This is a genomic window from Streptomyces sp. NPDC052020, assembly GCF_040680575.1.
Lineage (GTDB): Bacteria > Actinomycetota > Actinomycetes > Streptomycetales > Streptomycetaceae > Streptomyces.
The window spans coordinates 55,445-79,838 of the sequence record NZ_JBFAWY010000021.1 but is presented as its reverse complement, the minus strand read 5'-3'; the positions used below and the strand labels follow the sequence as shown (position 1 = coordinate 79,838).

Below are 24,394 nucleotides of genomic sequence, written 5' to 3'. Positions count from 1 at the left end.
TTCCCCGCGGTCCCGCGACCGCACGCGCCCCGCAGAGCGCCTGCTCCCCATCCAGCGAATTAGGAAAAGGAATGGATTAATAAGGGAGGCCGACGCCGCCGCCTTCGCGGCCCGGCATCCCCTGACCTACTTGCCGCCCGGCGTCGTCGCCGCGACCGACCTGTCGGTGTTGCCGCCCGGCTCCGACGTGCTGGTGCGGGGCATGGGGCTGGCCGGTCCCCGCCGCGGCGCGTCCGGAGGAACCGGGCCTCGGGGTGAGGCGCACCTGCCGCGCGCGGAACGACACGGCCCGAGGCGGGCCGTCGCGCGTTCAGCGCAGCAGCAGCCCCGGATCGGCGTACAGGTGCTCGATGATCTGTCCCGCGGCGCCGAGCACGGCCGCGTTCTCCCCCAGCGACGAGACCACGACGGCGGGCACCTGCCCGTAGAGCCCGCCGGACCGCAGCGCCTCCTCCACGGAGGGCAGGGTCCAGGGCGCGATCGTGGAGAAGATCCCGCCGAGCACGATCGTGTCCGGGTCGATCACCTTGACCACGTCCGTGAGCGCCCGCCCCAGCGCCTCGCCGGCCCGGCCGACCGCCCCGGTCGCGGCCGGGTCGCCGGAGGCCAGCAGCGCGGTCAGCGCGGACAACGGCTCCAGCGGTCCCGCGACGGCGTGGCCGGCGAGCATGTCGCCGAGGCCCGCCGCGCGCAGGATGGCGTCCCGGCCCGCGACGCGCTCCAGGCAGCCGCGGGCGCCGCAGGCGCACGGCTCGCCGGCCGGGTCGATCTGGAGGTGGCCGAGCTCGCCGGCGTAGCCGTGCGCCCCCTGGAACACCCGGCCGTCGAGCACCACTCCGGCGCCGATGCCTATCTCCCCGGAGACGTGCACGAAGTCGCCCAGGTCGGCGCGCCCGGCCCCGAACCACAGCTCACCGAGCGCGGCCAGGTTGGCCTCGTTCTCAGCCCTGGTCGGCAGCTTCAGCCCGGACAGGCCGAGGTCGGTGAAGGTCGCGGCGGGCACGTCGTCCCACGGGAAGTTGGGAGCGTGGAGCATCCCGGAGCGGTCGATCAGACCGGGCAGCGCCACGGTCGCCCCGAGCACCGGCAGACCCTGCTCCCCCGCCGAGTCCACCGCCTGTCTGGCCAGCCGGGCCAGCGCGACGGCGATCTCGGCGGGCTTGCGGTTGCGGTTGTCGGCCGCCACCAGGAGCCGGTAGCGCACCCGTCGGCCGAGGTCGAGCACGGCGGCCGCCAGGTAGTCGACGTTCACCTCCAGCCCGAGCCCCGCGGCGCCGGTTCCGTCGACCGAGACCCCGATGCCCGGGCGCCCCCGGTCCCCCTCGTGCAGCATGTCCCCGTCGTGAACGAGTCCGGCCTCGGCCAGCACCGCGATCAGGTTCGAGACGGTGGTCTTGGTGAAACCGGTGAGCGCGGCGAGCCGGGCCCGGGTGACCGGCTGGTTCGCGGCGATCACCCCGAGCAGCACCGCCAGGTTCCGTTCGCGCATACCGGCATGGCGCATCGGCTCGCGGGTCTGGGGTGGCATGGGCCAAGGCTATCGGTTCGCCCCGGCGAGGGATGCGCCGACCTGCTTCTTCGCTCCTGCCGCGAAGCGGGACGCGCTGGCGATGCCCTCACGCTCGGGGAACGGGTTGCCCCAGACCTCGTCCGCCTCCGGCGCGGAGGTGGACGCGGAGCGGCGCGGAGGGCGATGACCACAGCACGGTCCTTCGCCGGTGGACGTGGAGGGAGCGGAGCCAGGATCGTCCTGGCTCCACTCCATGGTGCGGGTGTGTCACTGGAACTGTGCGAAGAACCTCCAGATCTCTGCCTTGGTCCAGGTGGCGACGCCGCTTTCGTTGGGGGAGCCGTCGACCGGAGCGGGTATGTGGCCTCCGTCGAACGCGGCCCATTGGACCGGGTATCCGGCACGGCAGCCCGCGTAGGCGGTGGTGATGTGCGTTCGGCTGCCCGGCGCGGGCTCGCGCGGGCTCTGGGGAGTGCAGCCGTTGTTGCCGACGAATCTGTCGCGCAGGGACCGTCCCTGCGCGATGTTGAGGACGGAGTCGCTGATGCCGTGGATTCCGAAGTAGGCGATGGGCTGAGTACCGCCGCCGCACCCGCTGATCTGGCCGCCGGAGATGACCGCGACGGCCCTGAAGACGGTCGCCCGGCTGCATGCGAGGGCGTAGCTCATGCCGCCGCCCCAGCTGAATCCCGTGGCGAAACGCTGCGCCGGGTTGACGCAGAGGCCGGACTCGATTCGCCGGATCATGTCGTCGACGAAGGTGATGTCCTCGCCGCCGGAATTGGCCCATCCGTTGCCGAGGCCCTGGGGGGCGACGAGGATCGCGGTGTTGTTCGACTGTTCCTGCTGGCCGTAGTAGGACCAGGCGGTCCCGCTCGTGCCGCCCGAGGCGACGTCGGTGGCGGTTCCGCCCCGCCAGTGGAAGGCGAAGATCAGACGGTAGGGACGGCTGCTGTCGTAGTTGGCGGGAACTTTGAGGATGAAGCTGCGGCTCTTGCCGCCGCTCTGGATCGTGTGCGTACCGCTCGTCAGCGTCGGGGCGCTGCCGCATCCGCCACCGCCGCCGGACGACAGCTTGATCATCTGCCACTGCTGGTTGGCACCGCCCCAGTCGGCGTACTGGACGACGTTGCCGCCGTCGGCGGTGGAACCGCCCTGCACCTCCACGGCTTTGCCGCTGGTGCGGTTGATCAGCCGGACGTGGCCCGCGTCGGAGTCGGCCAGGCGGAACTGCTGGTTGGCCCCGTTGTGGTCGGCCCACTGCTGGATCGCGGCGCCGTCCGCGGTCGAGGCGCCGGCCACGTCGAGAACCTTGTCCGAATGCCGGGCCTTGAGGCGGTAGTAGCCGTCGCCGGAGTCCACGAACTGCCACTGCTGGTTGGCTCCGTCGCCGCGCGTCCACTGGCTGACCCGCGCGCCGTCGGCGGTGGACGCGCCGGAGACGTCCAGCGCCTTGCCGCTGTTGCGGTTGACCAGGACGTACCAGGCGTTGGTGTCCACCGTCGCCGCCTGGGCGGGCGCCGGATTCACCGCGGCGAGCATGCCGATCGCGAGGGTCGCCGCCACCACGGCGGCCACCCGGGACCACCAGCGGTGTCTTCGTGGAGGGGCGGGAGAAGCCGCACCGTAGGTCTTCACCGATTCACCCTTTCGTTTCTGGCAGGTCCCCTCAGGTGCGGGTCCAGCGCTGGTTGCTGCCGTTCGAGCAGGAGTAGAGCTGGATCAGGGTGCCGTTGGCGGTGCCGCCCCCGACGGCGTCGAGGCAGAGGCCGGACTGGACGCCGGTGATGGTTCCGTCGGAGTTGAGCCGCCACTTCTGGTTGTCGCCGCCCCAGCAGCCGTAGATCTGGACTTTGGCGCCGTTGCCGGTGCCGGCGGCGTCCAGGCACTTGTTGCCGTAGACCCTCAGCTCGCCGGCGTCGGTGTACGCCCACTGCTGGTTGGTGCCGCTGTGGCAGTCCCAGAGCTGGAGCTGGGTGCCGTCGGTGGTGCCGGCGTTGGGTACGTCCAGGCAGCGGCCGGAACCGACCCCCTTGATCTGTCCGGAACCCGGAGGGGGCGTAGTGGAGCCGCCGTTGAGTGCGTTGAGGACGGCCGTGTAGGCGGGCTTCTTGCTGCCGTCGCCGTTGAACAGCAGCGGCGTGTCCCCCGATCGCCAGGAGTCGGTGTCGCGCACACCCCAGACGGTGATGCCGAGGCAGCGCGGGACGGCCAGGCAGTCGTTGGTCACGCTGGCGTACGTCGTGGCCGAGGCGCCCTGGATGTCGAGTTCGGTGATGGCCACGTCGACGCCGAGGGCGGCGAAGTTCTGCAGGGTGGTGCGGAAGTTGCTGTGGTAGGGGCTGCCGCTGTTGAAGTGTGCCTGGAAGCCGACGCAGTCGATCGGCACGCCGCGCTGCTTGAAGTCCCGGACCATGGCGTACATGGCCTGGGTCTTGGCCCAGGTCCAGTTCTCGACGTTGTAGTCGTTGTAGCAGAGCTTGGCGGCCGGGTCGGCGGCGCGCGCGGTGCGGAAGGCGACCTCGATCCAGTCGTTGCCGGTGCGCTGCAGGTTGGAGTCGCGCCGGGCCCCCGAGGAGCCGTCGGCGAAGGCCTCGTTCACGACGTCCCACTGGGCGATCTTGCCCTTGTAGTGGCCCATCACGCCGTTGATGTGATTGATCATCGCCTGGCGCAGCGCGCTGCCGCTGAGGTTCTGCATCCAGCCGGGCTGCTGGGAGTGCCAGGCCAGGGTGTGCCCGCGCACCTGCTTGCCGTTCTGCACCGCCCAGTTGTAGACGCGGTCGCCGGCGGTGAAGTTGAACTGGCCCTGCTGGGGTTCGGTGGCGTCGATCTTCATCTCGTTCTCGGCCGTCACCGAGTTGAACTCGCGGTTGGCGATCGTCGTGTACGTCGAGTCGCCCAGCCTGCCCGAGGCGATGGCGGTGCCGAAGTAGCGGCCGCTCTGCGCCGCCGCGGCGCCGAGCGTGCTCTCGGCGGCGTGTGCTCTGGGCGGCGCGACCAGTGCGCCGACCATACCGATGACGCCGACGACCAGCGCTATCAGCAGACCGCGGAGCTTTTGGCGGTCGACGGGTGGGGGAATGGCGGACGAGCCCATGACTGTGCCTCCAGGGTAGACATCACGGAATGACTGAAGTGCGGCGCAACGCGTCCTCCGCTCCCGCTCGGCAGGCGGACGAGGCGTGGCGGAATCCGGGCATTACGGGATCACCGGACATCCGTCCGTGGAACCGGGACGTTCTCGGCCGGCACGGACAGCATCCGGTCGGACGCACACCGGACGCGGGGGGCGGCGTTGTCTCGACAGAGGCATGGGGGTACTCACATCGCGGCTCAGCCGGGGGACCGCCACACGGCGTCGCGTACCTCTCCAACTGCGCGAAGAGCCAGGATGCGCCGGCGCGAACCTCACCGGAAACGGGGTGGGGCGGGTGCTGTGGTGCGCGGATCTGTCATGCGGCACAGATTGCTCAGGGTCACGTTGTTCGGAGTCTCGAACCATGACCGACGTCCCAGTCAGGCATGATTGAGGGATTGACGGTGCATCGTCAATACTCCCCGCAGAAGAAGTTTCCGTTCATCGCCCGAAACTTTCCGGGACCGCCGGACCCCGGCATCGCCGTCGGCGGATGCCGTAGGACCGGGGCCCGGACGCGTGTGTTCACCGCGAGGCGGCCGCCTCGCACAGGGCCCGGACGAACGACCCGACCAGCACGTCGGCGAGCTCGCGCGGCCCCGAGGCGGCGCAGGCCGTGTTCCGGCGGCCGCGCGAGGCCGAGCCCCGGCCAGGGTCCAGCGCCGCTCGCTCAACTCCTCTCCTCCGCGCGGACGCCTTGGACTGGCGAGCTGTATCGCGAACTTCCGGATAATTCCCGGTCGGGAGGGCAGCTCGTCAAGCCCAAGGGAGAGGAACAGGCGTGCCGCCGCGAACCCGGTGCGGGCCCGTGTGACGTTCGGGCGGGCCGGACGCAGCGGCCCTGGCGCTACGACCCGGCCGCCGTGAGCGCGCTGCGGATCGCGTCGTAGGCGGGCTTGTGCCTCAGGTTCTCGTCCCAGGGCAGGGCCGCTCCCTCGCCGGGGAAGACCGCCGGGATCCACGAGTGCCGGTCCGTGTAGCCCCACAGGGTGATGCCCACGCAGCGCCGTACGGCCAGGCACGCGTCGGTCACCCGCGCGTACCAGTCGGCCTGTTCGGCGAGCTTGGTCTCGTCGGAGGGCAGGATCATGCGGATGTCGAGCTCGGTGAGGGCGACGTCGACGCCGAGGTCGGCGAAGCGCCGCAGGTTCTCCTTCAGGCCGCCGGGGAAGCCGTACTGGAGGGCGAGATGACCCTGGAGCCCGAACCCGTCGATCGGGACCCGGTCCCTCTTGAGCTGCTTGATCAGGGTGTAGTACGCGTCCGACTTCGGGCCGAGGGCCTCGACGTTGTAGTCGTTGAGGTAGAGCTTGACCTTGGGGTCGGCGGCGCGGGCCCAGCGCAGGGCATCGGCGACGTAGCCGGGGCCGAGGGTCGTGTAGAAGATGTTCTCGCGGTAGGTGCCGTCCTCGTTCATGATCTCGTTGGCGACGTCCCACGCGAAGACCTTGCCCCTGTAGTGCTTCACCACCTTCGTGATGTGGTTCTTCAGGATGGAGCGCAGTTCGCCGGCGGTCCAGGTGCCGGAGGTGAGCCAGTCCGGGAGCTGGGAGTGCCACAGCAGCGTGTGCCCGCGGACCTTGAGGCCGTTCGCGCGGGCGTAGTCGACGATCTCGTCGCCCGCGGTGAAGTCGAAGACGCCGCGCTGGGGTTCGGTGGCGTACCACTTCATGCCGTTGCCAGGGGTCGTCTGGCCGAACTCGGTGCCGAGCAGCTCGGCGAACTCGGTGTCGGCGAGCTCCGGGTTGTCGACGGCGGCGCCGAAGTAGCGACCTGACTCACGGGCCAGTTCGTGCAGCGTCTTCGTCTCCTTCGCGCCGTCGGTGCCGGCCTGGGCGGCGGGCGCCGCGGCCAGGCCGAGCAGCAGGGCCGCGGACGCGGCGAGCGCGGCCGATCCGATGCGGATACGGCGTACGGGTGTGCGCATGGTCCATCTCCTCGGCTGGGATACGGGGCGGTGCGGTCGCTGTGCGTGGGGCTGGTCCGCCGGGTCGCCTGCGCGCAGGAGCCCGGTGGGCCCGCGGGTCTCAGCCCTTGGTGGCGCCCATCGTGATGCCGCCGATCAGCTGCCGTTCGGCGACCGCGTAGAAGGCGAGGGCCGGCACCATGGCGAGGACGAGATAGGCGAAGACGCGGGCGATGTCGGTGGCGTACTGACCCTGGAACTGCTGGACGCCGACGGGGATCGTCCACCAGGTCTGTTCACTGAACACCAGCAGGGGAAGAAGGAAGTTGTTCCAGCTTCCGACGATGGCGAGGATCGACACGGTGCCGAGGGCGGGCCGCGCCATGGGCAGCAGGATCCGCCAGAAGAAGCCGAACGCCGAGCAGCCGTCGAGGGTGGCGGCCTCCTCGATTTCGCCGGGGATCTCCCGGAAGAAGCCGCGCAGGATGACGATGGTCATGGGCAGGCCGAAGGCCGCCTGCGGCAGGATCACGCCCCATGGGTTGTCGAGCAGCCCGAAGGTGCGCAACAGGACGAACAGCGGCAGGATCGCCACGGCGAACGGGAACATCAGCCCCGCGGTGAAGAGGGTGAAGAGCAACTCCCGGCCCCGGAAGGCGAAGCGGGCGAGCGCGAAGGCGGCGAGGGCCGCGGCGCCCACGGTCAGTACGGCCGTTCCGACCGCGATCAGTGTGGACGAACCCAGCATGCGCCAGAACGAGCCGGAGGCGAGCACATCGGTGTAGTTGGACGTCACCCACGGCGAGGGCAGGCCGAAGGTGTTGCGGGAGAGCTGATCGGTGGACTTGAACCCGGACACGAACGCGTACAGCAGCGGCGTGACCATGACGACGCCGACCAGCCACACGATCGCGTACAGCGGTGCGGAGCGCAGCCTTCTGCGCGTGCCCGCGCTCATCGGGAGGCTCGCATGGTGGTGAGGGCTCCTTCGGTGTCGCGGCGCAGCACGGAACGCTGGTAGACGAGGGCGAAGACGAGGCTGATGAGGAACATGCCGATGCTGATCGCGCTGGCGTAGCCGATCTCGAAGCGCTTGAAGCCGTACTGGAACATGGTCACGGCCATGGTCTCGGAGTGGTGGTCGGGGCCGCCCTGCGTGATCACCCACACCAGGTCGAAGAGCTGGATGGCGCCGATCACGGAGAGGAACACGCTGATGCGGATCGTCGGTCCGAGCAGCGGCAGGGTGATGTGGCGGAAGCGCTGCCAGGGGCTCGCGCCGTCGATGCGGGCCGCCTCGTGCAGTTCGGCGGGAATGCCCTGTAGTCCGGCCAGGTACAGCATCATGTGGAAGCCGAAGTACTTCCACGTCATGACGAGGAACAGGGTCGGCAGTACGTGGTCCTGGTCGGCGAACCACAGTCCGCCGAGGCCGTCGAGGCCGACCGCGCCGAGCACCTTGTCGGCGAGCCCGTCGTCCGGCGCGAAGATCATGGAGAACAGGACGCCGGTGATGACCTCGGACAGGACGTACGGGGCGAAGAACAGGGTCCGGTACAGGGCGCGGCCGCGCAGCTTCTGGTTGAGCAGCACGGCCATGGCGAGCGCGAACGGCAGCTGCGCGCACACCGAGAACAGCACGAGCAGCAGGCCGCGCCACAGGTCGCCCAGGAAGACCGGATCCCGCAGGAGCCGGCTGTAGTTGTCGAGGCCCGCGTAGTCCGAAGGGGCACCGAAGCCGCCCCAGTTGAACAGGCTGACGTACAGGGCGTACAGGATCGGGGCGAGCACCAGCACGCCGAACAGCACCAGGGCGGGCAGGGTGAAGCCGAAGGCGGTCAGCCAGTCGACGACTCTACGGCCCCGCGACCGGCCCGCCCCGGTGTCCGGCCGCTTCGGTGCGGCGGGGACGGCCGCGGGGTCCTTCACGTACGTGGAGGCCATGGCCGTCACTGGCTCTTCGCGACCTGGGTGACCGAACGGGCCACCTGCTCGGGCGACTTGGAACCCGCGATCAGGGCGGCCACCGAGTCGTTGATCTCCTGTCCGACGGCGGGCGGGTACGCCTGGTCGAGGTAGAGCTGGAAGCCGGTCGCCTTGCCGAGGGCGTCGGAGACAAGCTTGAGGCTGGGATCGGTCAGGGCGCTCGTGGCGTCCTTGACGACGGGCATCATCGAGCCCTTCGACACGAGGATGCGGTCGGACTCGGCCGACATGAAGAACTTCAGGAAGTCCACGGCGGCCTTGGGAGCGCCCTTGCGCACCGCGTAGCCGCCGCCTCCGCCGAACACGTCGGTCCGCGCGCCCTTGCCGCCGGCGACGGCGGGGAACGGGAAGAAACCGAGGTCCTTGCCGATGCCCTTGCCCGCGTCGGCCTGGACGACGGGCGCCCACTGGCCCATCAGCTCCATCGCCGCCTCGCCGTTGCCCATCGCGGCCGCCTCGCCGTTGGGCGTGGAGTACGCGGCGCCGAGGAAGCCCGTCTGGAACGGCTGGAGCGCGACGAGTTCCTTCAGGTGCTCACCCGCCTTGACGAAGTCGTCGCCGGTGAAGTCCTTGGCGTCGGCGGCCGCCTGCATGCCGTCGATCCCGGCGATCCGCATGGCCAGGTACGCCCAGTAGTACATGCCGGGCCACTTCTCCTTGCCCGCGAGGGCGATGGGGGTGATTCCGGCGCCCTTCAGCTTCTTGATCGCGTCGAGGTAGTCGGCCCAGGTGGCGGGCGGTGCCTGGATACCGGCCTTGGCGAACAGAGCCTTGTTGTACCAGAACCCGACGGCGCCGATGTCGAAGGGTACGGCGTACGTCTTCCCGTCGAGCTGGTACGCCGTGACCGACGCCGGCACGAGGGTGTCGGTCAGGGAGCCGGTGGAGGAGGTGAGGTCTTCCACCAGACCTGCGTCGATCTGCTGCTTGAGAACGCCGCCGCCCCATGTGTGGTAGATGTCCGGCAGTTTTCCGGAACTGGTCAGCGCCGTCATCTTCGACTTGTAGGCGTCGTTCTCCATCGTGACGAGCTTGATTCGCACATCGGGGTGCGCGGCCTCGAACGCCTTGGCCCGCTCGGGCCAGAGACTCTTCGACGGTTCCGTGGTCTGGATGTTCCACCATTCCACGACGGTCCGGCCCTGGCTGTCGGTGGTGGACCCCGAGTCCGAACAGGCGGACAGGCCGGCCGCCCCCAGACCCGCCGCCGAGGCGGTCCCCAGGAACCGGCGGCGGGATAAGGAGGAGGACGAGGCGCCGGATACGGATGTGACGGCTCGAGCGGAGGCTGACATGGCCCACCTTCCGGAAAATTTCCGATAACTATACGGAGATGGCGATGGAAGTTACGGGCACGCAAAGGGGGTGTCAACGACCTTGACCAAAAAGGCTGTCGACACCCCCGGAGTGTTACGTTCCGCTATCCCCGGCGTGGCGGTGCGGTGCTCGCACGGACCACCAGTTCGGTCGCCAGTTCCACGCGCGGCGAGGTCGGCTCGACCTCGCGCGCGAGGTCGAGGAGCATCCTGGCAGCCAGCTTGCCCATGTCGGACAGGGGTTGGCGCACCGTCGTGAGCGGAGGCGCGCACCAGCGCACCTCGGGCAGGTCGTCGAAGCCGACGATGCTCATGTCCTCCGGCACCCGAAGCCCGCGCCGCCGCAGCGCCTCGATCGCTCCGAGCGCCATCTGGTCGCTCGCCGCGAAGATCGCGGTAGGTGGATCGTCGAGGTCCAACAGCCGTTCCGCGCCGGTGAATCCGGACTCGTGGTAAAAGTCCCCGGGCACGGTCAGGGCGTTGTCGACCGCCACTCCGGCCACGTCGAGCGCCGCCCGGTAGCCGTCGAGCCGGGCGCGCGAGCACAGCAGCCTGGGCGGTCCCCCGATGAACCCGATCCTGCGGTGTCCCAGCTGGAGCAGATGCTCGGTCGCCGCCATCCCGCCCGTCCAGTTGGTGGCGCCCACGGCGGGCGCCTCGGCGGCCGGCGAACCAGCCGGGTCGATCACCACCAACGGAACGCCCAGGCGGCGCAGTTCGTCGTGGATCCCCGGTTCGAGCACCGACGTCACGAGGATCACGCCGTCGGACGGGCGGGCCCGCAGATTGGTCATCCACTGCCGCGCGGACCCCGCCCGGTCGTGGATGGCGGAGACCACCGTGCCCACACCGGCCTCGTGCGCGACCTCCTCGACGCCCCGGATGATCTCGACGGCCCAGGGGCTGTCCAGATCGTTGAAGACGAGGTCGAACAGGACCGCACGGGTGCCGTTCGCGGCCGGGCGGCGACGGTAGCCGTGCCGGTGCAGCAGATCCTCGACCCGGGCGCGGGTGGCGGGCGACACGTCCGAGCGACCGTTGACGACCCGTGAGACAGTCGGCACGGACACCCCCGCCTCCCGCGCGATCTCGGTGATCGTCACCTTCGGCGCCCCCTCCGGGCTCCGCGTGCCTGTCTTGCGCTGGGCGCCTTCCCCGACCACCATCCCCACCTCCCTGGCTGTGCGCCCGGAAAAACTCCGAGCTGCTTCCGGAAACCGTAGGACATGCCGCCGACCGCCCACCGGTCGCCTCGCTCTTGTGTCCGACCGCTCGAACATACCGTGCACTTCGTGACGCTGCGTGAGCATGCAAGATTCCGCCGACCACCCCGGCACGCCGCTTCCATGTCGGCCGTCTCGCTCACGATGCCTCCGTGGTGGCACCGTGACGGCCTTCGGCGAGAACCCGCGTCGTGACATCCGTCGCCACGGACAGGCGTCGGCCCCAGCTCCAGGGCGCGGAGGGGTTGGCCGCGGGAGGCGAACCCGGCTTCCCCGGCGGGGGCGGTGAGCCGGGCATGGCTGCTGTCGGAGGCGGGGGCCATGGCGCACCGGTCCGCCGCGCGCCGCGGGCACCACGGACCCGGCGGCCGGCGGTCCTGCCCGCCCGGCCCCGTCCGGTCACCGGCTCGCGCTGCGGCGCCGTCCGGCTCCCGCTGCCGCCACCGGGTGCGACCGACCGGACCAGCCCCCTCACCGCGGCACCGCGCGGGCGGCGGCCGCCACGCCCAGGACACAGTGAGCAGCAGTGCCGCGAGGACCGCGCGCAGACTCCACAGACCGGCCAGCGCGCCGATCACGGGAGGGGCGAGCAGCAAGCCGGGCCACTGGCCTACGACCGCCACCGGCACCCCTCCCCCGCGGCCGGCCCGGGCTGGTCGCCGGCCACCGGATCACCCACCGGCAGCTTGGCTGATGTGTCGCCGTTCTCAGCCGATGAGGGCTTGGGTGATCTGCCGGGTGGTCTGCGCGGCGACCCGGGGATTGACGTCGGCATAGGTGATGTGGGCGTTCAGGCCGGTGGCCAGGGCCCAGCCGCGGCCCCGCATCCAGGTGGCGTCGTCCACGCCGAGCACATCGCGGAAGACGGCTCGGCTGTCGGCGGACAGCAGAGTGAAGGCGATCACCAGGTCGCGGGCCGGGTCGCCGGTGCCGAGCCCGCCGAAGTCGATGACGGCACTGAGGCGGCCGTCGACGGTCAGCAGGTTGCCGGTGTGGAAGTCGCCGTGAAACCACACCGGGGAGCGGTCCCATCCGGGGGCGCTCAGCGCCGCGTCCCACAGTTCGGTCATCGCTGTCGCGTCGAACACGCCGTCGACCTTGGCGATGGCGACTCGCGTCGCGCGGTCCCGGTCGGACAACGGCCGGCCGGTGAGCTCTTCCCGCGTGGTCCCGACGGGGACGTCCTCGGGTGCGAACCGCTGCAAAGCGGCCAGGAACCCGGCCAGTTGGACAGCGGCCCTGGAGGAGTGGGCCAGTGTCCCGACGGTCGCCACCTCCCCGTCCAGCCAGCGAGACACCGCCCACGGCCACGGATAACCGAAGTCGGGGGCGCCCACCCCGACCGGTACCGGAATGGCCAGGGGAAGGTGCGGGGCGAGCCGGGGCAGCCACTCGAACTCCTTCCTGGCCTGCCCGATGGCTCCGGCATGGCGGGGCAGCCGGACGGACAGGTGCTCGCCGAGCCGGTAGATCACATGGTCGGAGCCGGCGGGGTCGAGCACCCTCAGGGGCAGCCCCGCCCACTGCGGAAACTGGGTGTCGACCAGGCGCCTGACCAGTGCCGCGTCGATCCGGGGGCGGGTGTCCGCGGTACTCGCCGTTGCCAAGAGCGACTCCTGTGGCCGGCCCGCTCCATGTGACGGGCAGTGGGAACCCAGCACAGTGGTTCGCGGCTCCGTCTGTCGACCGATTTTCCCTGTTCCCACGCCATCCCGTAGGTCACGGCGCTGCGTGTGGTGCGCCTGGTGGTCGAGAGCGGCTTTCGATCCCTTTCGACGCCGGTGTACTGGCCGGCTCCCGACGTCAGCGGCCGGGCGCGCCCGCCTCCCGCGCCGAGCTGATGATCCTCGACGACGCGCGCGGAGGCGTACGGGCGTGCCCGTCGATGCCGGCTTTCACGTTACCCGGGACGCCTCCGGCCGGTGGCGCCCCCGGCGCGCTGGCACCGCGCTCGCCCTCCGCGTTGCTCACGAGACGCGACTCGACCGCTGTGGCAGGACAACGTCGGCGAGGTCGTCTGCGGGACCGATGCACGAGGAGTACAGCCATACCCGGAGCCCCCGGGTCCTCCGATCTCACGAGTGACCAGAGCGGACTCACGTCTTCGAGGTAGGACAGCCCTTAGGATGAGCCACGGCCCGCACCCCCTGTGTACGCACTCACCCCTGAGGGACGCTGAATGCACGGCATCACCCGCGACGACATCGCCGACCTCGCGCAGAAGTCGCACATCGAGCTGCGGGGCGGGGAGTTGGACCGCTTCACCCGGCAGCTGAACGAGATCATCCCCATGGTGGCCCGGGTCGCGTCGGTGACGGCCCGGCCCGCACGGCACGGCGCCGGGGAGAGCTGAGCGATGCCCACGACACCCGCACCCGACTTCGTCCGGTGGACCGCTGCCCGGACAGCCGAGGCCATCGCCTCCGGAGAGATCTCCGCCGTCGACGTCACCACGGCCCATCTGCACCGGATCGAGGCCGTGGACGAGAAGGTGCACGCCTTCCTGCACGTCGATCCCGACAGCGCGCTCGAACAGGCCCGCGCCGTCGACGCCAAGCGGGCCGCCGGGGAGCGCCTCGGTGCCCTGGCCGGGGTCCCGCTGGCCCTGAAGGACGTCTTCACGACCCGGGGCATGCCGACCACGTGCGGCTCCAGGATGCTCAAGGACTGGATCCCGCCGTACGACGCGACGGTCACGCGGCGGCTGAAGGCCGCCGACGTCGTGATCCTCGGCAAGACCAACATGGACGAGTTCGCCATGGGGTCCAGCACCGAGAACAGCGCTTACGGACCGACGGGCAACCCCTGGGACCTGAACCGCATCCCGGGGGGCTCGGGCGGCGGTTCGGCCGCGGCGCTTGCCGCGTTCGAGTCGACGCTGGCCATCGGCACCGACACCGGCGGCTCCATCCGTCTGCCCGCGGCTCTCACCGGAACCGTCGGCGTGAAGCCGACCTACGGCGCGGTGTCCCGCTACGGCCTCGTGGCCTACTCCTCCTCCTTGGACCAGGGCGGCCCCTGCGCCCGTACGGTGCTGGACGCGGCGCTGCTGCACGAGGTGATCGCCGGGTACGACCCGATGGACTCCACCTCCATCGACGCGCCGGTGCCCGCCGTGGTCGAGGCGGCGGGCCGGCTGGATGTCCGGGGCATGCGCGTCGGGGTGATCAGGGAGCTGTCCGGGGAGGGCTATCAGCCCGGCGTGATGCAGCGCTTCGGCGAGGCCGTGGACCTGCTGCGGGAGCTCGGCGCCGAGGTCGTCGACGTGTCCTGCCCGTCCTTCACCTACGCCCTCGCCGCGTATTACCTGATCGCGCCGAGCGAGGCTTCCTCCAACCTCGCCCGTTTCGACGCGATGCGCTATGGCCTGCGCACCGCGGACGACGGGACCCGTTCCGCCGAGGACGTCATGGCGCTGACCCGGGCGGAAGGGTTCGGGCCCGAGGTCAAGCGCCGCATCATGCTGGGCACCTACGCGCTCAGCGCCGGGTACTACGACGCGTACTACGGCAGCGCGCAGAAGGTGCGCACGCTGATCCGCCGGGACTTCGACGCGGCCTTCGGTGAGGTGGACGTCCTGGTCTCGCCGACGACGCCCACCACCGCTTTCCCGATCGGTGAGCGGGTGGACGACCCCATGGCGATGTACTTGGCGGATCTGTGCACCATCCCCTCCAACCTGGCGGGCAACGCGGTCATGTCGCTGCCGTGCGGCCTGGCACCGGAGGACGATCTGCCGGTCGGCCTGCAGATCATGGCTCCCGCGATGGCGGACGACCGGCTGTACCGCGTGGGCGGCGCCCTGGAGAGCGCGCTGACCGAGCGGTGGGGCGGCCCGTTGCTGGGCCTGGCTCCGTCTCTGTGAGCGGTGTGCCGGTGTGCCGTCCGCGCGGACGGCACACCGGCACCCTGTCAGGTCTTCTCCAGGGCCGGCATGCCGAGGTTGGGGATGCCCAGGATCTTGTTGTTCGCCCTCATGAAGGGCTGGATCAGGGTGTCCACCACGATCAGGAAGCTGAGCGTTCCTATCCCGACCGGTCCGCCCATCAGCCAGCCGGCCAGCAGGAGCACCCCCTCCAGCGACATCTTCGCGGCCCAGAACGGCCACCGCCATTTGTCGACCATGGCGATGGCCACGAGGTCCATGGCCCGGATGCCGACTCCGCTCATGATGATCAGTGACGAGGCGTAGGCGCACAGCATCGTGGCAATGATCATGATCACGAAGTGTGGCAGGAGGAGGAGCTCCCCCGGTTCGAGGATCAGCAGCAGGTCGATGAGGCTGCCGCAGACGAAGAAGGTGAGGAACGGCAGGATCACGGGCCGGCGCCGGTACCAGGCCGCCCAGATGAGGATGCAGATCGCGGCGATGCCCGCCTGCGCGATGCCCACGGTCACCGGCACGTGTTCCAGCAGGCCGAGGGAGAACGTGTCCAGCGGATCGGTGCCGAGGTCGGAGTAGATGAACAGATAGGCGCCCACCGAGAACGCGACGCAGCCGGCCGCGTAGACGGCGAACCGGTGAGCATGGAGGCGGTGCCTCCGCAGGAAGCCCGGGAACGGGTCGGCTGGCATGGACAACCTCCAGATGGCTGGCGAGAGAACGCGGAGTCGGAGAGGCGGTCGGAGGTCAGCTCCACACGGCGGTCACCGCCAGGACGGCGTTCAGGGCGACCACCACCGCCGCGAGGACGGCCGCGCTCACCGTCGTGGCCCGTCCGTTGACCAGGGGCCCCATCAGTTCGGTGTCGCGGGTGAAGCCGACCAGCGGGATCAGGACGAACGGGATACCGAACGACAGAACGAGCTGGGACCAGAGGAGGGCCTGGGTGGCGTCGACCCCCAGCAACAGCACCACCAGTACGGGCAGCACCGTGATGAGCCGCCGCACGGTGATCGGCAGCGTACGGCCGATGAACCCGGCCATGACGACCTGGCCGGCGTAGGTGCCGACGGAGGCGGAGGCGAGCCCGGAGGCCAGCAGCGCGAGGGCGAAGGCCAGCGCACCGCCGCCGCCGAGCAGCACACCGAAGCCGGAGTGGATGCTCTCCAGGGTGTCGGCCGGCAGCGGTCCCCCGTGGAACAGTTGTGCCGCGATGACGAGCATGGCCACGTTCGCCAGACCCGCGAGGGCGAGGGCGGCGACGACATCGAGCCGTATCTGCCAGACCAGTGCCCGCTGCCGGTCCGGGTCCGGCCGCCGGTCCGGGGCGGCCCGCCGTGCCGGGTCCTTCGGGTGCCGCGGTTCCCGGCTGTGCCGGCTCGCCAGGTCGGAATGGAGGTAGACGACGTGCGGCATGACGGTCGCGCCCAGGATGCCTCCGGCGATGAGCAGCGCCTGCGCGTCGGGCACGGTTGGCAGCAGTCCGCTGCCGAGATCGCCGGGCCGGACGCCCGCGGCCGCCAGGCCCCAGACGAAGCCCAGGAGGATGACCCCCAGGCAGCCCGCGACAACCGCCTCGAACTTCCGCTTTCCCCGCGCGTCCAGGGCCAGGATCACGAACGACGCGGCGATCACCAGTAAACCGCCCGCAGCCATGGGCAGGTCGAACAGCAACGAGAGGGCGACGGCGCCACCGATCACCTCGGCGAGATCGGTGGCCATGGCGACCAGTTCGGCCTGTATCCACATGCCCGCCACCAGCGGACGCGGATAGCGCTTCCGGCACAGCTGCGCCAGGTTCGCGCCGGTGGCCAGGCCCAGTTTCGCCGAGAGGAACTGGACGACCATGCCCATCAGATTGGCGCCGACCACGACCCAGAGCAGCCGATGGCCGTAGTCGGCACCGGCGGCGAAGTTGGTGGCGAAGTTCCCCGGGTCGACATAGGCGATGGCCGCCGCGAAGGCGGGGCCGACCATCACCAGGCCCCTCGCCCGCCGGACCAGCGTGCTCTCGCGGATGCTCATCGGCGCTCAGCTCATGAGCGTGAGCAGTTGCTCGTAGAAGCCGCCGAAGGTGCGCTCCTGATCGACCAGGTGTACTTCAAGGATCCAGTGGCACTGCCGGCCCGCGTCGTCCAACGTGCGCAGCGGCCGGTTGTTGGCGGGCGCGATATAGCTGTTGACCAGGTCCTTGTCGATCAGCTCATGGGGGAACTCGCCGACCAGATGGCCGCTGTGCGGACCGCCGAAGACCCAGCCGGCCTCCCGCGCCAGCTCGGTCATACGGGCGTAGAGCTCGGCGCCGGTGATGTCGGGGTGCCGCTCGAAGTACTCCCGTCCGGCCTGCCAGATCACCGGCAGGTCGTCGCGCAGCCGCAGTTTCCGGGGGTCGTCGCCGAGGACGTAGGTCCGCCCGAAGTCGGCCTCCCACTCGGCGAAGACCGGGCCGAAGTCGAGGAAGACGATGTCACCCGGCTCGATCACCCGGTCCGGGGGGTTGTCCCGGTAGGGCGACAGGGTGTTGGGGCCGGATCGCACGATGCGCTTGTGCCAGTGCCGGTCGGTGCCGAACAGGTCGCCGGCCAGATCCCGGACGGCGTCGCTGACCTCGATCTCGCGGCGCCCCGGCGCGACCAGGCCGCGCCGTGTCACTTCGTCGAAGAGAGCGACCGCCTTGCGTTCGGCCTCGATCAGGTTGCGCGCCCGCGCAGCCTCGTCGATTCCGGTGGATGTCGTCACTCCGTCCACAACAAGCCTCCAGAGGGGAAACGTCGAAATCAGTGGTCAACAGAGGCCAGGCGCTGCTGGTGCACGCGGAGATGGAGGTGGGCCAGTTCGAGCAGGGGTGTCTCGACGCCGTGCCGGGCGGCCCGCGCGACGAGGTCGCCCAGCAGATGGTCGGTCTCCACGGGGGCGCCGCGGCACAGATCGCGATAGAGCGAGGAGGCCGCCTCCGAGCCGGGGTCGGTGACCGTGGCGCGCAGGGCGGCGAGGGCCGCCGGACCCGGACGGTGGCCGCAGGCCGTCGCCGCCGCCGCGCACTCGGCGACGACGCGCTCGGCGAAGCGGCGCCCGCCCGGTGCCGCCGCCACGTCGCCGGCGACCCCCCGCATCAGGCAGGTCACCGCGCCGACGGCGGCCACGTACACCCACTTCTCCCACATCTCCTGCCGGATGGCCGGTGAGCGCCCGACGGTGAAGCCGGCGTCGCCGAGCGCCGCCGGCACGGCCTCCAGAGCGGGTGGGTCTGAGGGGTCCCAGACGCCGTAGCGGATCTCCTGCCGCTCGTTGAGCTGAAGGATCCGGCCGTCCGCGTCCAGGGTCGTGGTCACCAGGCAGACGCCACCGGCCACGTGCCGATTCCCGAAGCGTGCCATGAGCCGCTCGACATGACGGACGCCGTTGAGCAGCGGCACGATCACGGTGCGCGGGCCCACCGCGGGGCCGAGGTCGGCGATGGCCCGGTCCAGGTCGTACGCCTTGACCGAGAACAGCACCACGTCGTACTGATCGGTCAGTTCGGCGGAGGTGACGACCTTGGGGGTCAGGCGCACGTGGCCGTGCGGGGAGTGGACCGTCAGGCCCTCGGTCCGGATCCGCGCGGCACGGAGCGGCCGGGCCAGGAACGTCACGTCGCGGCCCGCCTCGGCGAGCCGGCCGCCGAAGTAGCCGCCGGTGGCGCCCGCCCCGACCACCAGTGTCCTCACGACAGGGCCATTCCTCGTTCATCACGGCGCTCGACGGGCGGCCAGGGGCTGCTCCGGAAGGCGCCGAGAGCGGCGGCGGCGTCCGTGACGATGTCGTCGGCGATCAGGGCGAGCGCGGCGGCGTCGTCGGCGAACCGCTCGGGGTCCGCCACCTTGCCCATCCGCAACAGGCCGACGGCGTCCCGCAGCCGGTTGCCCAGCCAGGCCAGCGGATCCTTGGTCAGCTCGTCGTCGTACAGCCGCTTGCGTCCCTCGCCGTTGGGCATCTCGGGATGCCAGTGCATGCGGTCCCCGGCGTTCGGGGCCGACTCCAGCAGGTCGAAACGGCAGATGCCCCGGCTGATGGACAGGGCCCGCGACGCGTAGATCGAGCCGGGGAGTGTGTCGGGTTCATTGATACGCAGTTCCACCCGCACTCCGCATTCCCGGCCGTCCTGCAACCGGTTCGGATTCAGGAAGTCGATTCCTTCCACACTCACGCACAGCCGCTTTGCCACATGGATTTTCATGAAAAAGAGAACACCAGAGGCCGGACTCGACTGTCAACTGCCCCGCTACCGCCGACAAATGCCCCTGACAGAGGAAACGCTAGTGGCGCGAGCGGGGTCACCCCACTCGCGCCACCACCTTGTTTCGCTCTTCTTTCAGGAACGCGGCACCGGCAAGCCGTGCCGAATACGGTGATCCCGAAAAGCGGCATGCTGCCCCGCCACCACGACCATCGGCGACAACGGCCGCGCAGAGCACAGCAGAGCGAATCCGGATTCTTCGTCCACGGGAAAGAACCGGCGTGCGGCAGCGTGATCCGCCGCACCTTCCACGACACGGGCGGCACACGAGGTGCACCACCCCTGCCGGCATGTTCTGGGAAGTCTCAGTCCATGGCGGTCCGCCGCGTCCAGCAATGATTCGCTCCGGTATGCCCGGATCACCTCGACGGTGTTCTCGAATTCGACGCGTATCTCGTAGCTGGGCTCATCAGGGGTGGTCGAACGGCCTGTTCCGGCTCCAGGGTGCATCACCGACACCTCCTCGCTTGAAGTGCCCCGACGGGCGCGCCACGCCGTCCCGTTCCATGCTGAGCAGTTCGATGAACCACGCCTCGTGCTCGATCTCCTCGTTCAGGATGCGCATGGCGAGCTCATAAGTCCTCGGGTCCTTGCCGAAGGTCATGTCGCAGATCTCCCACCAGGAGCGCACCGCGCAGCGTTCGGCTTCCAGCAGCACCGTCAGGATTTCCACCGCGTTCGCCGGGCTGGTGGCGTCGTTGCCGTCGTTCCCCCAGCTGAGCCGGCCGTTGTTGGTGTTGGGGAGGTAGGCGTCGGGGCAGCCGGCGCGGTCGGCGAAGTCCCGGAGATCGAACGGAATGGTTCCGCCGAGTTCGAAGATCCGGGGGGTGATCAGCTCGAAGTGGGACCGGTCCTCCAGGCGCGCGTCCTCGGCTATCGCCTTGTAGTCCTCCTTCCCCGCGAGGAAGTGGCGCAGGACGGTGTAGTAGTAGTACGTCGTGAACTCGGCGGCGGCGGCGTCGATGAGTTTCTCGCGCAGCGCGATGACGTCGACGCCCCGTTCCTCGAGCTGTTCCACGCCGGCCCGCCGGGTCAGGTCCCCTTCGGCCACCCGGCCCTGGTAGGCGGGCGCCGCGAGCGTGGTGCCGTCGCGTCGCCCGACGTCGACGACGGCGCGTTCCCGCCGCTGGGCGGCCTTGCGCTCACCGCAGCAGCCCGAGGTGCGGTCCGCCGCCGGGGTCTTCCCGGCGACGGCGGTGGAGGAGTTCGCGAGGTCGCGGGTCTCGCCCCGGACGAGATACCGCTCGAAGGCCTCCACCGGGCTCATGCCCGAGCGCACGGCGTCGCGCAGCGACTCCTCCTTGGTGCCGATCGCCAGCGCCTCGTCAGCGACCTTCTCGGCCACCTCCTGCGGCACGATGACCACACCCGAACCGTCCGCGACGACATAGTCGCCGGGCGCGATCCGCACGCCTTCGATGTGCACCGGCTCCTTGCCCCAGCTGACCCAGTCCCCGCGCTGGATGAATCCCTGCGGGCGGACGAAGCGGGAGATCACGGGGAAGCCCATGTCCCGCACCGTGTGCAGGTCACGGGCGCCGCCGTCGACGACGGCGCCCTCGGCACCGCGGGCCCGCAGGGCCGTGATGGACAGGTCGCCGAAGATGGAGGCGTCGATGCCGTTCATCTGCACGACGACGATGTGGTCCGCCGGCACGGAACTCAGCATCTCGAAGAGGCCCCGCGCGCTCTTTCCGTGGGAGACCGCCAGCGGATTGGGCACGCACTCCACCGGATACGCGGGCCCGACCATGGTCATACCCGGGTCCGCGAAGAGAAAGTCACCGGAAAGACTCTGCTTCACATAGCCGAGCCCGTCGAGGATGTCGGTGAGCGCCCCCGTATAGGTCTGGCGTAGCTTCTCCACGATCGTAGCGTCCACAGCCCACTGACCGTTGCTGTCACTGCTCATTTTTCTCGGCCCTTCGATCCTGGTTGCGAAATCCGCGCCTTCCGGCCGACCTTGTTCACACCCGCAGTCGCGCACTAGCCTTTCGACGCATTCCCACGGGAGGGATTCTTATGGCTTCTGGTGCGAAACCTCAAGGCGCCTATCGATCAAGCTTCTCGAACTGGGAGACCCGGTCGAGTGTCCGAGCCAAACCCCGTCGAATACTGGAGGAGCTGGAAAAGGGGAAGGTGTCGTTTCCGCCCGAACTCGTCCCGGTCCTCTACCACCCGTCGGTGCGGGAGCAGGAGCAGCCGGTCATCAACAGTGTGCTGCTCCAACGGCTGCACATCTACCTCGACTTCACCGCCGACCTCGAGCAATTGGTGGTCACTCCCGTGACCCAGCTCATCAGTCGCCGGCGCAGCGGTTTCGACCTTCCGGCCGAGATGCTGCGGGACTCCTACAAGATATGTACGGACGAGGCGTGGCACGCCCAGTTCTCGGACGACTTGCAGGCCCAGCTCGTCACGGCCACGAAGGAGTCGCCGCTGTCTTCGGGGGAGCCCTTTTTCCTCACCCGGCTGCACGCCGTCAAGTCCACGATGGATTCCTCCCTGCGGCCGTTGGCCGACCTGTTCTTCACCGTCGTCTCGGAGACGCTCATCTCGAGCATTCTGTCCGGTATCCCCAAGGACCGGCAGGTCTTCACCGCCGTCCGGGAGACGGTGGCGGACCACGCCGAGGACGAGGGCCGCCATCATGCCTTCTTCGCCCGGTTCTTCGAGATCGCCTGGCCCCAGCTGACCCTCTCTCAGCAGGAGCTCGTCGGTGCCCTGCTGCCGGAGTTCGTCGTGGCGTTCCTGCGCCCCGACACGGCCGCGCTGGGCAGGATGCTCCAGCCGACCGGCCTGCCCGCGGACGCGATCCGGGCGGTGATCGAGGAGACCTACCCGCCGGCGCGCGTCGAGGCGGACATGCGGGCGGCCGCGGCGGCCACGTTGCGGCTGTGCGAGCGCACCGGCGTCTTCACGTCGGGCCGGGCGACCGAGGCCTTCCACCGGTGCGGGCTGCTGTCATGACGGGTCCTGGTGCCGCAGGTCGAGCAGGATCTTCCCGGAGGCCGTCCGCGTGGTCAGGGCCGTCACCGCCGACGCGGCACGGGCCATCGGGAAGACCGCGTGGACCGGGATCACCATGCTTCCCTCCCGCAGTGCCCGCAGCGCCTCCACCGTGCCCTGCCTGATGCGCTGCGGGGGTTCGGCGACCCCGCCGTATCCGGCGATGGTGAGGTTCTTCCGGTACACGGCTCGCATGGACAGGGTGCTGTCCGGTGCCGCGCTCGTACCGTAACTGACCAGTCGGCCGTAGTCGGCCAGCAGGTGCACGGCGGCCGCGGTGAAGGCTCCGCCGAGGGCGTCGAAGACCACGGTGGGCGCGACGGAGTCCGCCGCCAGGGCCAGTTCCGCGGCCGTGGCGGCCTGGATGGGCGTCGCCCCGGCGGCCTCGACGGCCTTCGCCTTCTCGGGGGCGGCCGTCTGCCCCCACACCTGCGCGCCGGCGAACCGCGCCAGGCTGCACACCGCCTGTCCCACTCCGCCCGCGGCGCCCAGCACCAGTACCCGGTCGGTGGCGCCGATGCCGCCCACGTCCCCCGTCACCCGTACCGCGGTGGTGCCGACGACCGCCGCGCACGCGGCGGCTTCGAGCCCGACCCCGTCGGGTACGGGGACCAGGGCGTCGCGCGGCGCGACGACCCGTGTCGCCCAGGTGCCGTCCCTGGTGATGCCGAGCCCGGCGCCGTGCACCACGACGGGCCGGCCGTCGTGCAGTCCGACGCCTTCGACGCCCAGGGTGCGGGGCCATTCGGCCTGAGCACCCACGCTGCCGGACATGACGTAGGTGTCCAGCGGGTTGAGGGAGGCGAAGCACATGTCGACGACGACCTCGCCGACCGCCGGTTCGCGCAGTTCGGCCCGGGCGACCTCCGGGGTGCTCCCCGGTTCCGCCAGCCGTACGGCCGTCACCTCGATCGTCATGCCGCCCTCCCCCGGCCGAGTCCCGCCCGCACGGCGGCGACGGTCCTGTGGATGTCCGCCTCGCTCACCGCGCCGAGATGCCCGATACGGAACGTCCTGCTGCCGGTGGCCGAGAACGTGCCGGCCTGGAGCAGCACGCCCTCCGCCGCGACGGACTCCAGGAACGCCCGCTCCTCCAGGCCGCGGGGGACGATCCCCACGGTGACTCCGTTGGCGCGGTCCCGCGGGCTGGGGACCAGCAGCCGGACCCCGGCGTCCTCCAGCCCGTCGTGGAGCATGTCCCGCAGGGCCGCGTGCCGGGCCACACGGGCCTGTCTGCCCTCCTCCAGGGCGAGGCGCAGCGCCTCGGACAGACCGAGCACCAGATTGCCCGCCGGCGACTGGAAGTATCCGAACTCGCCGCGTTCCGTGGCGGCCATGACCGGCAGCCACGGGGCCAGGTCGAGGGAGTAGGAGCGGGGCTGCCAGGTCCTCGTCCGCAGCAGCTGGGCGGCCCGGTCGCTGAACACGTAGGTCGCGACGCCCGGGGGGCCGGCCAGGCCCTTGGGCGGGCCGCCCAGGTAGACGTCGATCCCCCAGGCGTCCACCTCGACCTGCTCGGCGCCGATGGCGGACACCCCGTCGACCAGCAGCAGCATGTCGTAGGTGCGGGCGAGGCGGGCCAGTTCCGGCAGGTCGGCCCGGACGCCGCTGCTGGAGTCGACGTGTGCCACCAGCAGGGCCTGGTGCTCCCGGCGGGCGATCAGTTTCTCGAGGAAGCCGGGATCGGGCGCGTGTCCCACCGGGAACTTCGGTGCGCGCACCGGGATGTCGTGCCGCAGGCAGATGTCCCGCCAGCGGTCCCCCCACATACCGGTCGACGCGACCAGCACGGGCACCCCCGGGCGCAGCAGGCTGACGGCGATGCTCTCCAGGCCGTGCGTGCCGGAGCCGGGCACCACCGCCGCGGGGCCCGTCGCCGCGCCGAGCAGGGCACGGAGCCTGGACAGGCAGCGGCCGAACTCCGCGATGAATCCGGGATCGGTCAGCGGCGGCGCCGGGGCGCTCATGCACCGCAGGACCGATTCCGGCGGTCGTGTGGGGCCCACCACCATCGCCAGCGGCTCGGCATGCTCGCGTACATCGCTCACTTCTCCGGTCAGGGTCTGTGTCACCAGCGTCCTCTTTCCCCGCGCCTCTGCGTTCGCCGTCCGTCGCGGACGGGATGCCGGGGCGGCTGTGCGCCCCG

At 70.4% G+C, this 24,394-nt stretch carries 21 protein-coding genes; 3 read left to right on the top strand and 18 right to left on the bottom strand.

Translation table 11 applies throughout. The features are described from left to right. Positions 1 to 310: 310 nt before the first annotated feature. The 9 genes from AB0L74_RS21915 to AB0L74_RS21875 all read right to left on the bottom strand — a co-directional run bounded on the left by AB0L74_RS21915 (position 311) and on the right by AB0L74_RS21875 (position 12,687). Positions 311 to 1,528 (bottom strand): ROK family transcriptional regulator, encoded by a 1,218-nt coding sequence (locus AB0L74_RS21915; RefSeq protein WP_365654747.1) that lies wholly within the window; start codon positions 1,526 to 1,528, stop codon positions 311 to 313. 249 nt (positions 1,529 to 1,777) lie between these two features. Then, a complete protein-coding gene (locus tag AB0L74_RS21910) occupies positions 1,778 to 3,079 on the bottom strand; it encodes an RICIN domain-containing protein (protein ID WP_365654827.1) in 1,302 nt (433 codons plus the stop codon). Between the two features lie 100 nt (positions 3,080 to 3,179). Continuing rightward, on the bottom strand, positions 3,180 to 4,610 hold the full coding sequence (locus AB0L74_RS21905; RefSeq protein ID WP_365654744.1) for an endo-1,4-beta-xylanase: 1,431 nt from the start codon (positions 4,608 to 4,610) through the stop codon (positions 3,180 to 3,182). Between the two features lie 886 nt (positions 4,611 to 5,496). Beyond that, positions 5,497 to 6,576, bottom strand: a complete 1,080-nt coding sequence (locus AB0L74_RS21900) for an endo-1,4-beta-xylanase (protein ID WP_365654741.1) — start codon at positions 6,574 to 6,576, stop codon at positions 5,497 to 5,499. 100 nt (positions 6,577 to 6,676) lie between these two features. After that, positions 6,677 to 7,513, bottom strand: coding sequence for a carbohydrate ABC transporter permease (locus tag AB0L74_RS21895; RefSeq protein WP_365654738.1), 837 nt, complete (start codon positions 7,511 to 7,513; stop codon positions 6,677 to 6,679). Further along, positions 7,510 to 8,499 carry a sugar ABC transporter permease gene (locus tag AB0L74_RS21890; RefSeq protein ID WP_365654735.1) on the bottom strand — a complete coding sequence of 330 codons (990 nt, stop codon included), beginning with the start codon at positions 8,497 to 8,499 and terminating at the stop codon, positions 7,510 to 7,512. The genes AB0L74_RS21895 and AB0L74_RS21890 overlap by 4 nt, the downstream gene beginning before the upstream one ends. Before the next feature lie 5 nt (positions 8,500 to 8,504). Beyond that, positions 8,505 to 9,836, bottom strand: coding sequence for an extracellular solute-binding protein (locus AB0L74_RS21885; RefSeq protein WP_365654732.1), 1,332 nt, complete (start codon positions 9,834 to 9,836; stop codon positions 8,505 to 8,507). Positions 9,837 to 9,961: 125 nt separating this feature from the next. Then, positions 9,962 to 11,023 carry a LacI family DNA-binding transcriptional regulator gene (locus AB0L74_RS21880; RefSeq protein ID WP_365654729.1) on the bottom strand — a complete coding sequence of 354 codons (1,062 nt, stop codon included), beginning with the start codon at positions 11,021 to 11,023 and terminating at the stop codon, positions 9,962 to 9,964. A 764-nt stretch (positions 11,024 to 11,787) separates the two neighbouring features. Then, on the bottom strand, positions 11,788 to 12,687 hold the full coding sequence (locus tag AB0L74_RS21875; protein WP_365654726.1) for an aminoglycoside phosphotransferase family protein: 900 nt from the start codon (positions 12,685 to 12,687) through the stop codon (positions 11,788 to 11,790). A 572-nt stretch (positions 12,688 to 13,259) separates the two neighbouring features. On the opposite strand from AB0L74_RS21875, the gene AB0L74_RS21870 reads away from it, so the two are divergent. Together AB0L74_RS21870 and gatA are read left to right on the top strand one after the other, a co-directional pair. Beyond that, a complete protein-coding gene (locus tag AB0L74_RS21870) occupies positions 13,260 to 13,433 on the top strand; it encodes a hypothetical protein (protein ID WP_365654723.1) in 174 nt (57 codons plus the stop codon). Positions 13,434 to 13,436: 3 nt separating this feature from the next. Continuing rightward, entirely contained in the window at positions 13,437 to 14,945 is a 1,509-nt protein-coding gene (gene gatA / locus AB0L74_RS21865) for an Asp-tRNA(Asn)/Glu-tRNA(Gln) amidotransferase subunit GatA (protein WP_365654720.1), read from the top strand. Positions 14,946 to 14,992: 47 nt separating this feature from the next. Here gatA and AB0L74_RS21860 read toward each other — a convergent pair whose 3' ends face one another. The 7 genes from AB0L74_RS21860 to AB0L74_RS21830 all read right to left on the bottom strand — a co-directional run bounded on the left by AB0L74_RS21860 (position 14,993) and on the right by AB0L74_RS21830 (position 21,106). Continuing rightward, positions 14,993 to 15,655 (bottom strand): hypothetical protein, encoded by a 663-nt coding sequence (locus AB0L74_RS21860; RefSeq protein WP_365654717.1) that lies wholly within the window; start codon positions 15,653 to 15,655, stop codon positions 14,993 to 14,995. Positions 15,656 to 15,710: 55 nt separating this feature from the next. Beyond that, the gene (locus AB0L74_RS21855) at positions 15,711 to 16,988 is read right to left on the bottom strand and encodes an Nramp family divalent metal transporter (protein WP_365654715.1); all 1,278 of its coding nucleotides are present in this window, start codon (positions 16,986 to 16,988) and stop codon (positions 15,711 to 15,713) included. 6 nt (positions 16,989 to 16,994) lie between these two features. Continuing rightward, complete coding sequence (locus AB0L74_RS21850; RefSeq protein ID WP_365654712.1) at positions 16,995 to 17,702, bottom strand: M24 family metallopeptidase; 708 nt, start codon at positions 17,700 to 17,702, stop codon at positions 16,995 to 16,997. 38 nt (positions 17,703 to 17,740) lie between these two features. Continuing rightward, positions 17,741 to 18,670 (bottom strand): ketopantoate reductase family protein, encoded by a 930-nt coding sequence (locus AB0L74_RS21845; RefSeq protein WP_365654709.1) that lies wholly within the window; start codon positions 18,668 to 18,670, stop codon positions 17,741 to 17,743. Then, positions 18,667 to 19,149 (bottom strand): hypothetical protein, encoded by a 483-nt coding sequence (locus AB0L74_RS21840; protein WP_365654706.1) that lies wholly within the window; start codon positions 19,147 to 19,149, stop codon positions 18,667 to 18,669. The genes AB0L74_RS21845 and AB0L74_RS21840 overlap by 4 nt, the downstream gene beginning before the upstream one ends. 165 nt (positions 19,150 to 19,314) lie before the next feature. Further along, positions 19,315 to 19,689 carry a 2Fe-2S iron-sulfur cluster binding domain-containing protein gene (locus AB0L74_RS21835; RefSeq protein WP_365654824.1) on the bottom strand — a complete coding sequence of 125 codons (375 nt, stop codon included), beginning with the start codon at positions 19,687 to 19,689 and terminating at the stop codon, positions 19,315 to 19,317. Then, complete coding sequence (locus AB0L74_RS21830; protein ID WP_365654703.1) at positions 19,649 to 21,106, bottom strand: ferritin-like domain-containing protein; 1,458 nt, start codon at positions 21,104 to 21,106, stop codon at positions 19,649 to 19,651. The genes AB0L74_RS21835 and AB0L74_RS21830 overlap by 41 nt, the downstream gene beginning before the upstream one ends. 272 nt (positions 21,107 to 21,378) lie before the next feature. Here AB0L74_RS21830 and AB0L74_RS21825 point away from each other — a divergent pair, with 272 nt between their 5' ends. Next, positions 21,379 to 22,209, top strand: coding sequence for a diiron oxygenase (locus tag AB0L74_RS21825; protein WP_365654700.1), 831 nt, complete (start codon positions 21,379 to 21,381; stop codon positions 22,207 to 22,209). Here AB0L74_RS21825 and AB0L74_RS21820 read toward each other — a convergent pair. Both AB0L74_RS21820 and AB0L74_RS21815 read right to left on the bottom strand, forming a co-directional pair. Then, positions 22,204 to 23,166, bottom strand: a complete 963-nt coding sequence (locus tag AB0L74_RS21820) for a zinc-binding alcohol dehydrogenase family protein (RefSeq protein WP_365654697.1) — start codon at positions 23,164 to 23,166, stop codon at positions 22,204 to 22,206. The two genes, AB0L74_RS21825 and AB0L74_RS21820, sit on opposite strands and share 6 nt — an antisense overlap. After that, positions 23,163 to 24,320, bottom strand: coding sequence for an aminotransferase class V-fold PLP-dependent enzyme (locus AB0L74_RS21815; RefSeq protein WP_365654695.1), 1,158 nt, complete (start codon positions 24,318 to 24,320; stop codon positions 23,163 to 23,165). Before AB0L74_RS21815 ends, AB0L74_RS21820 begins: the two co-directional genes overlap by 4 nt. Between the last annotated feature and the right edge of the window lie 74 nt (positions 24,321 to 24,394).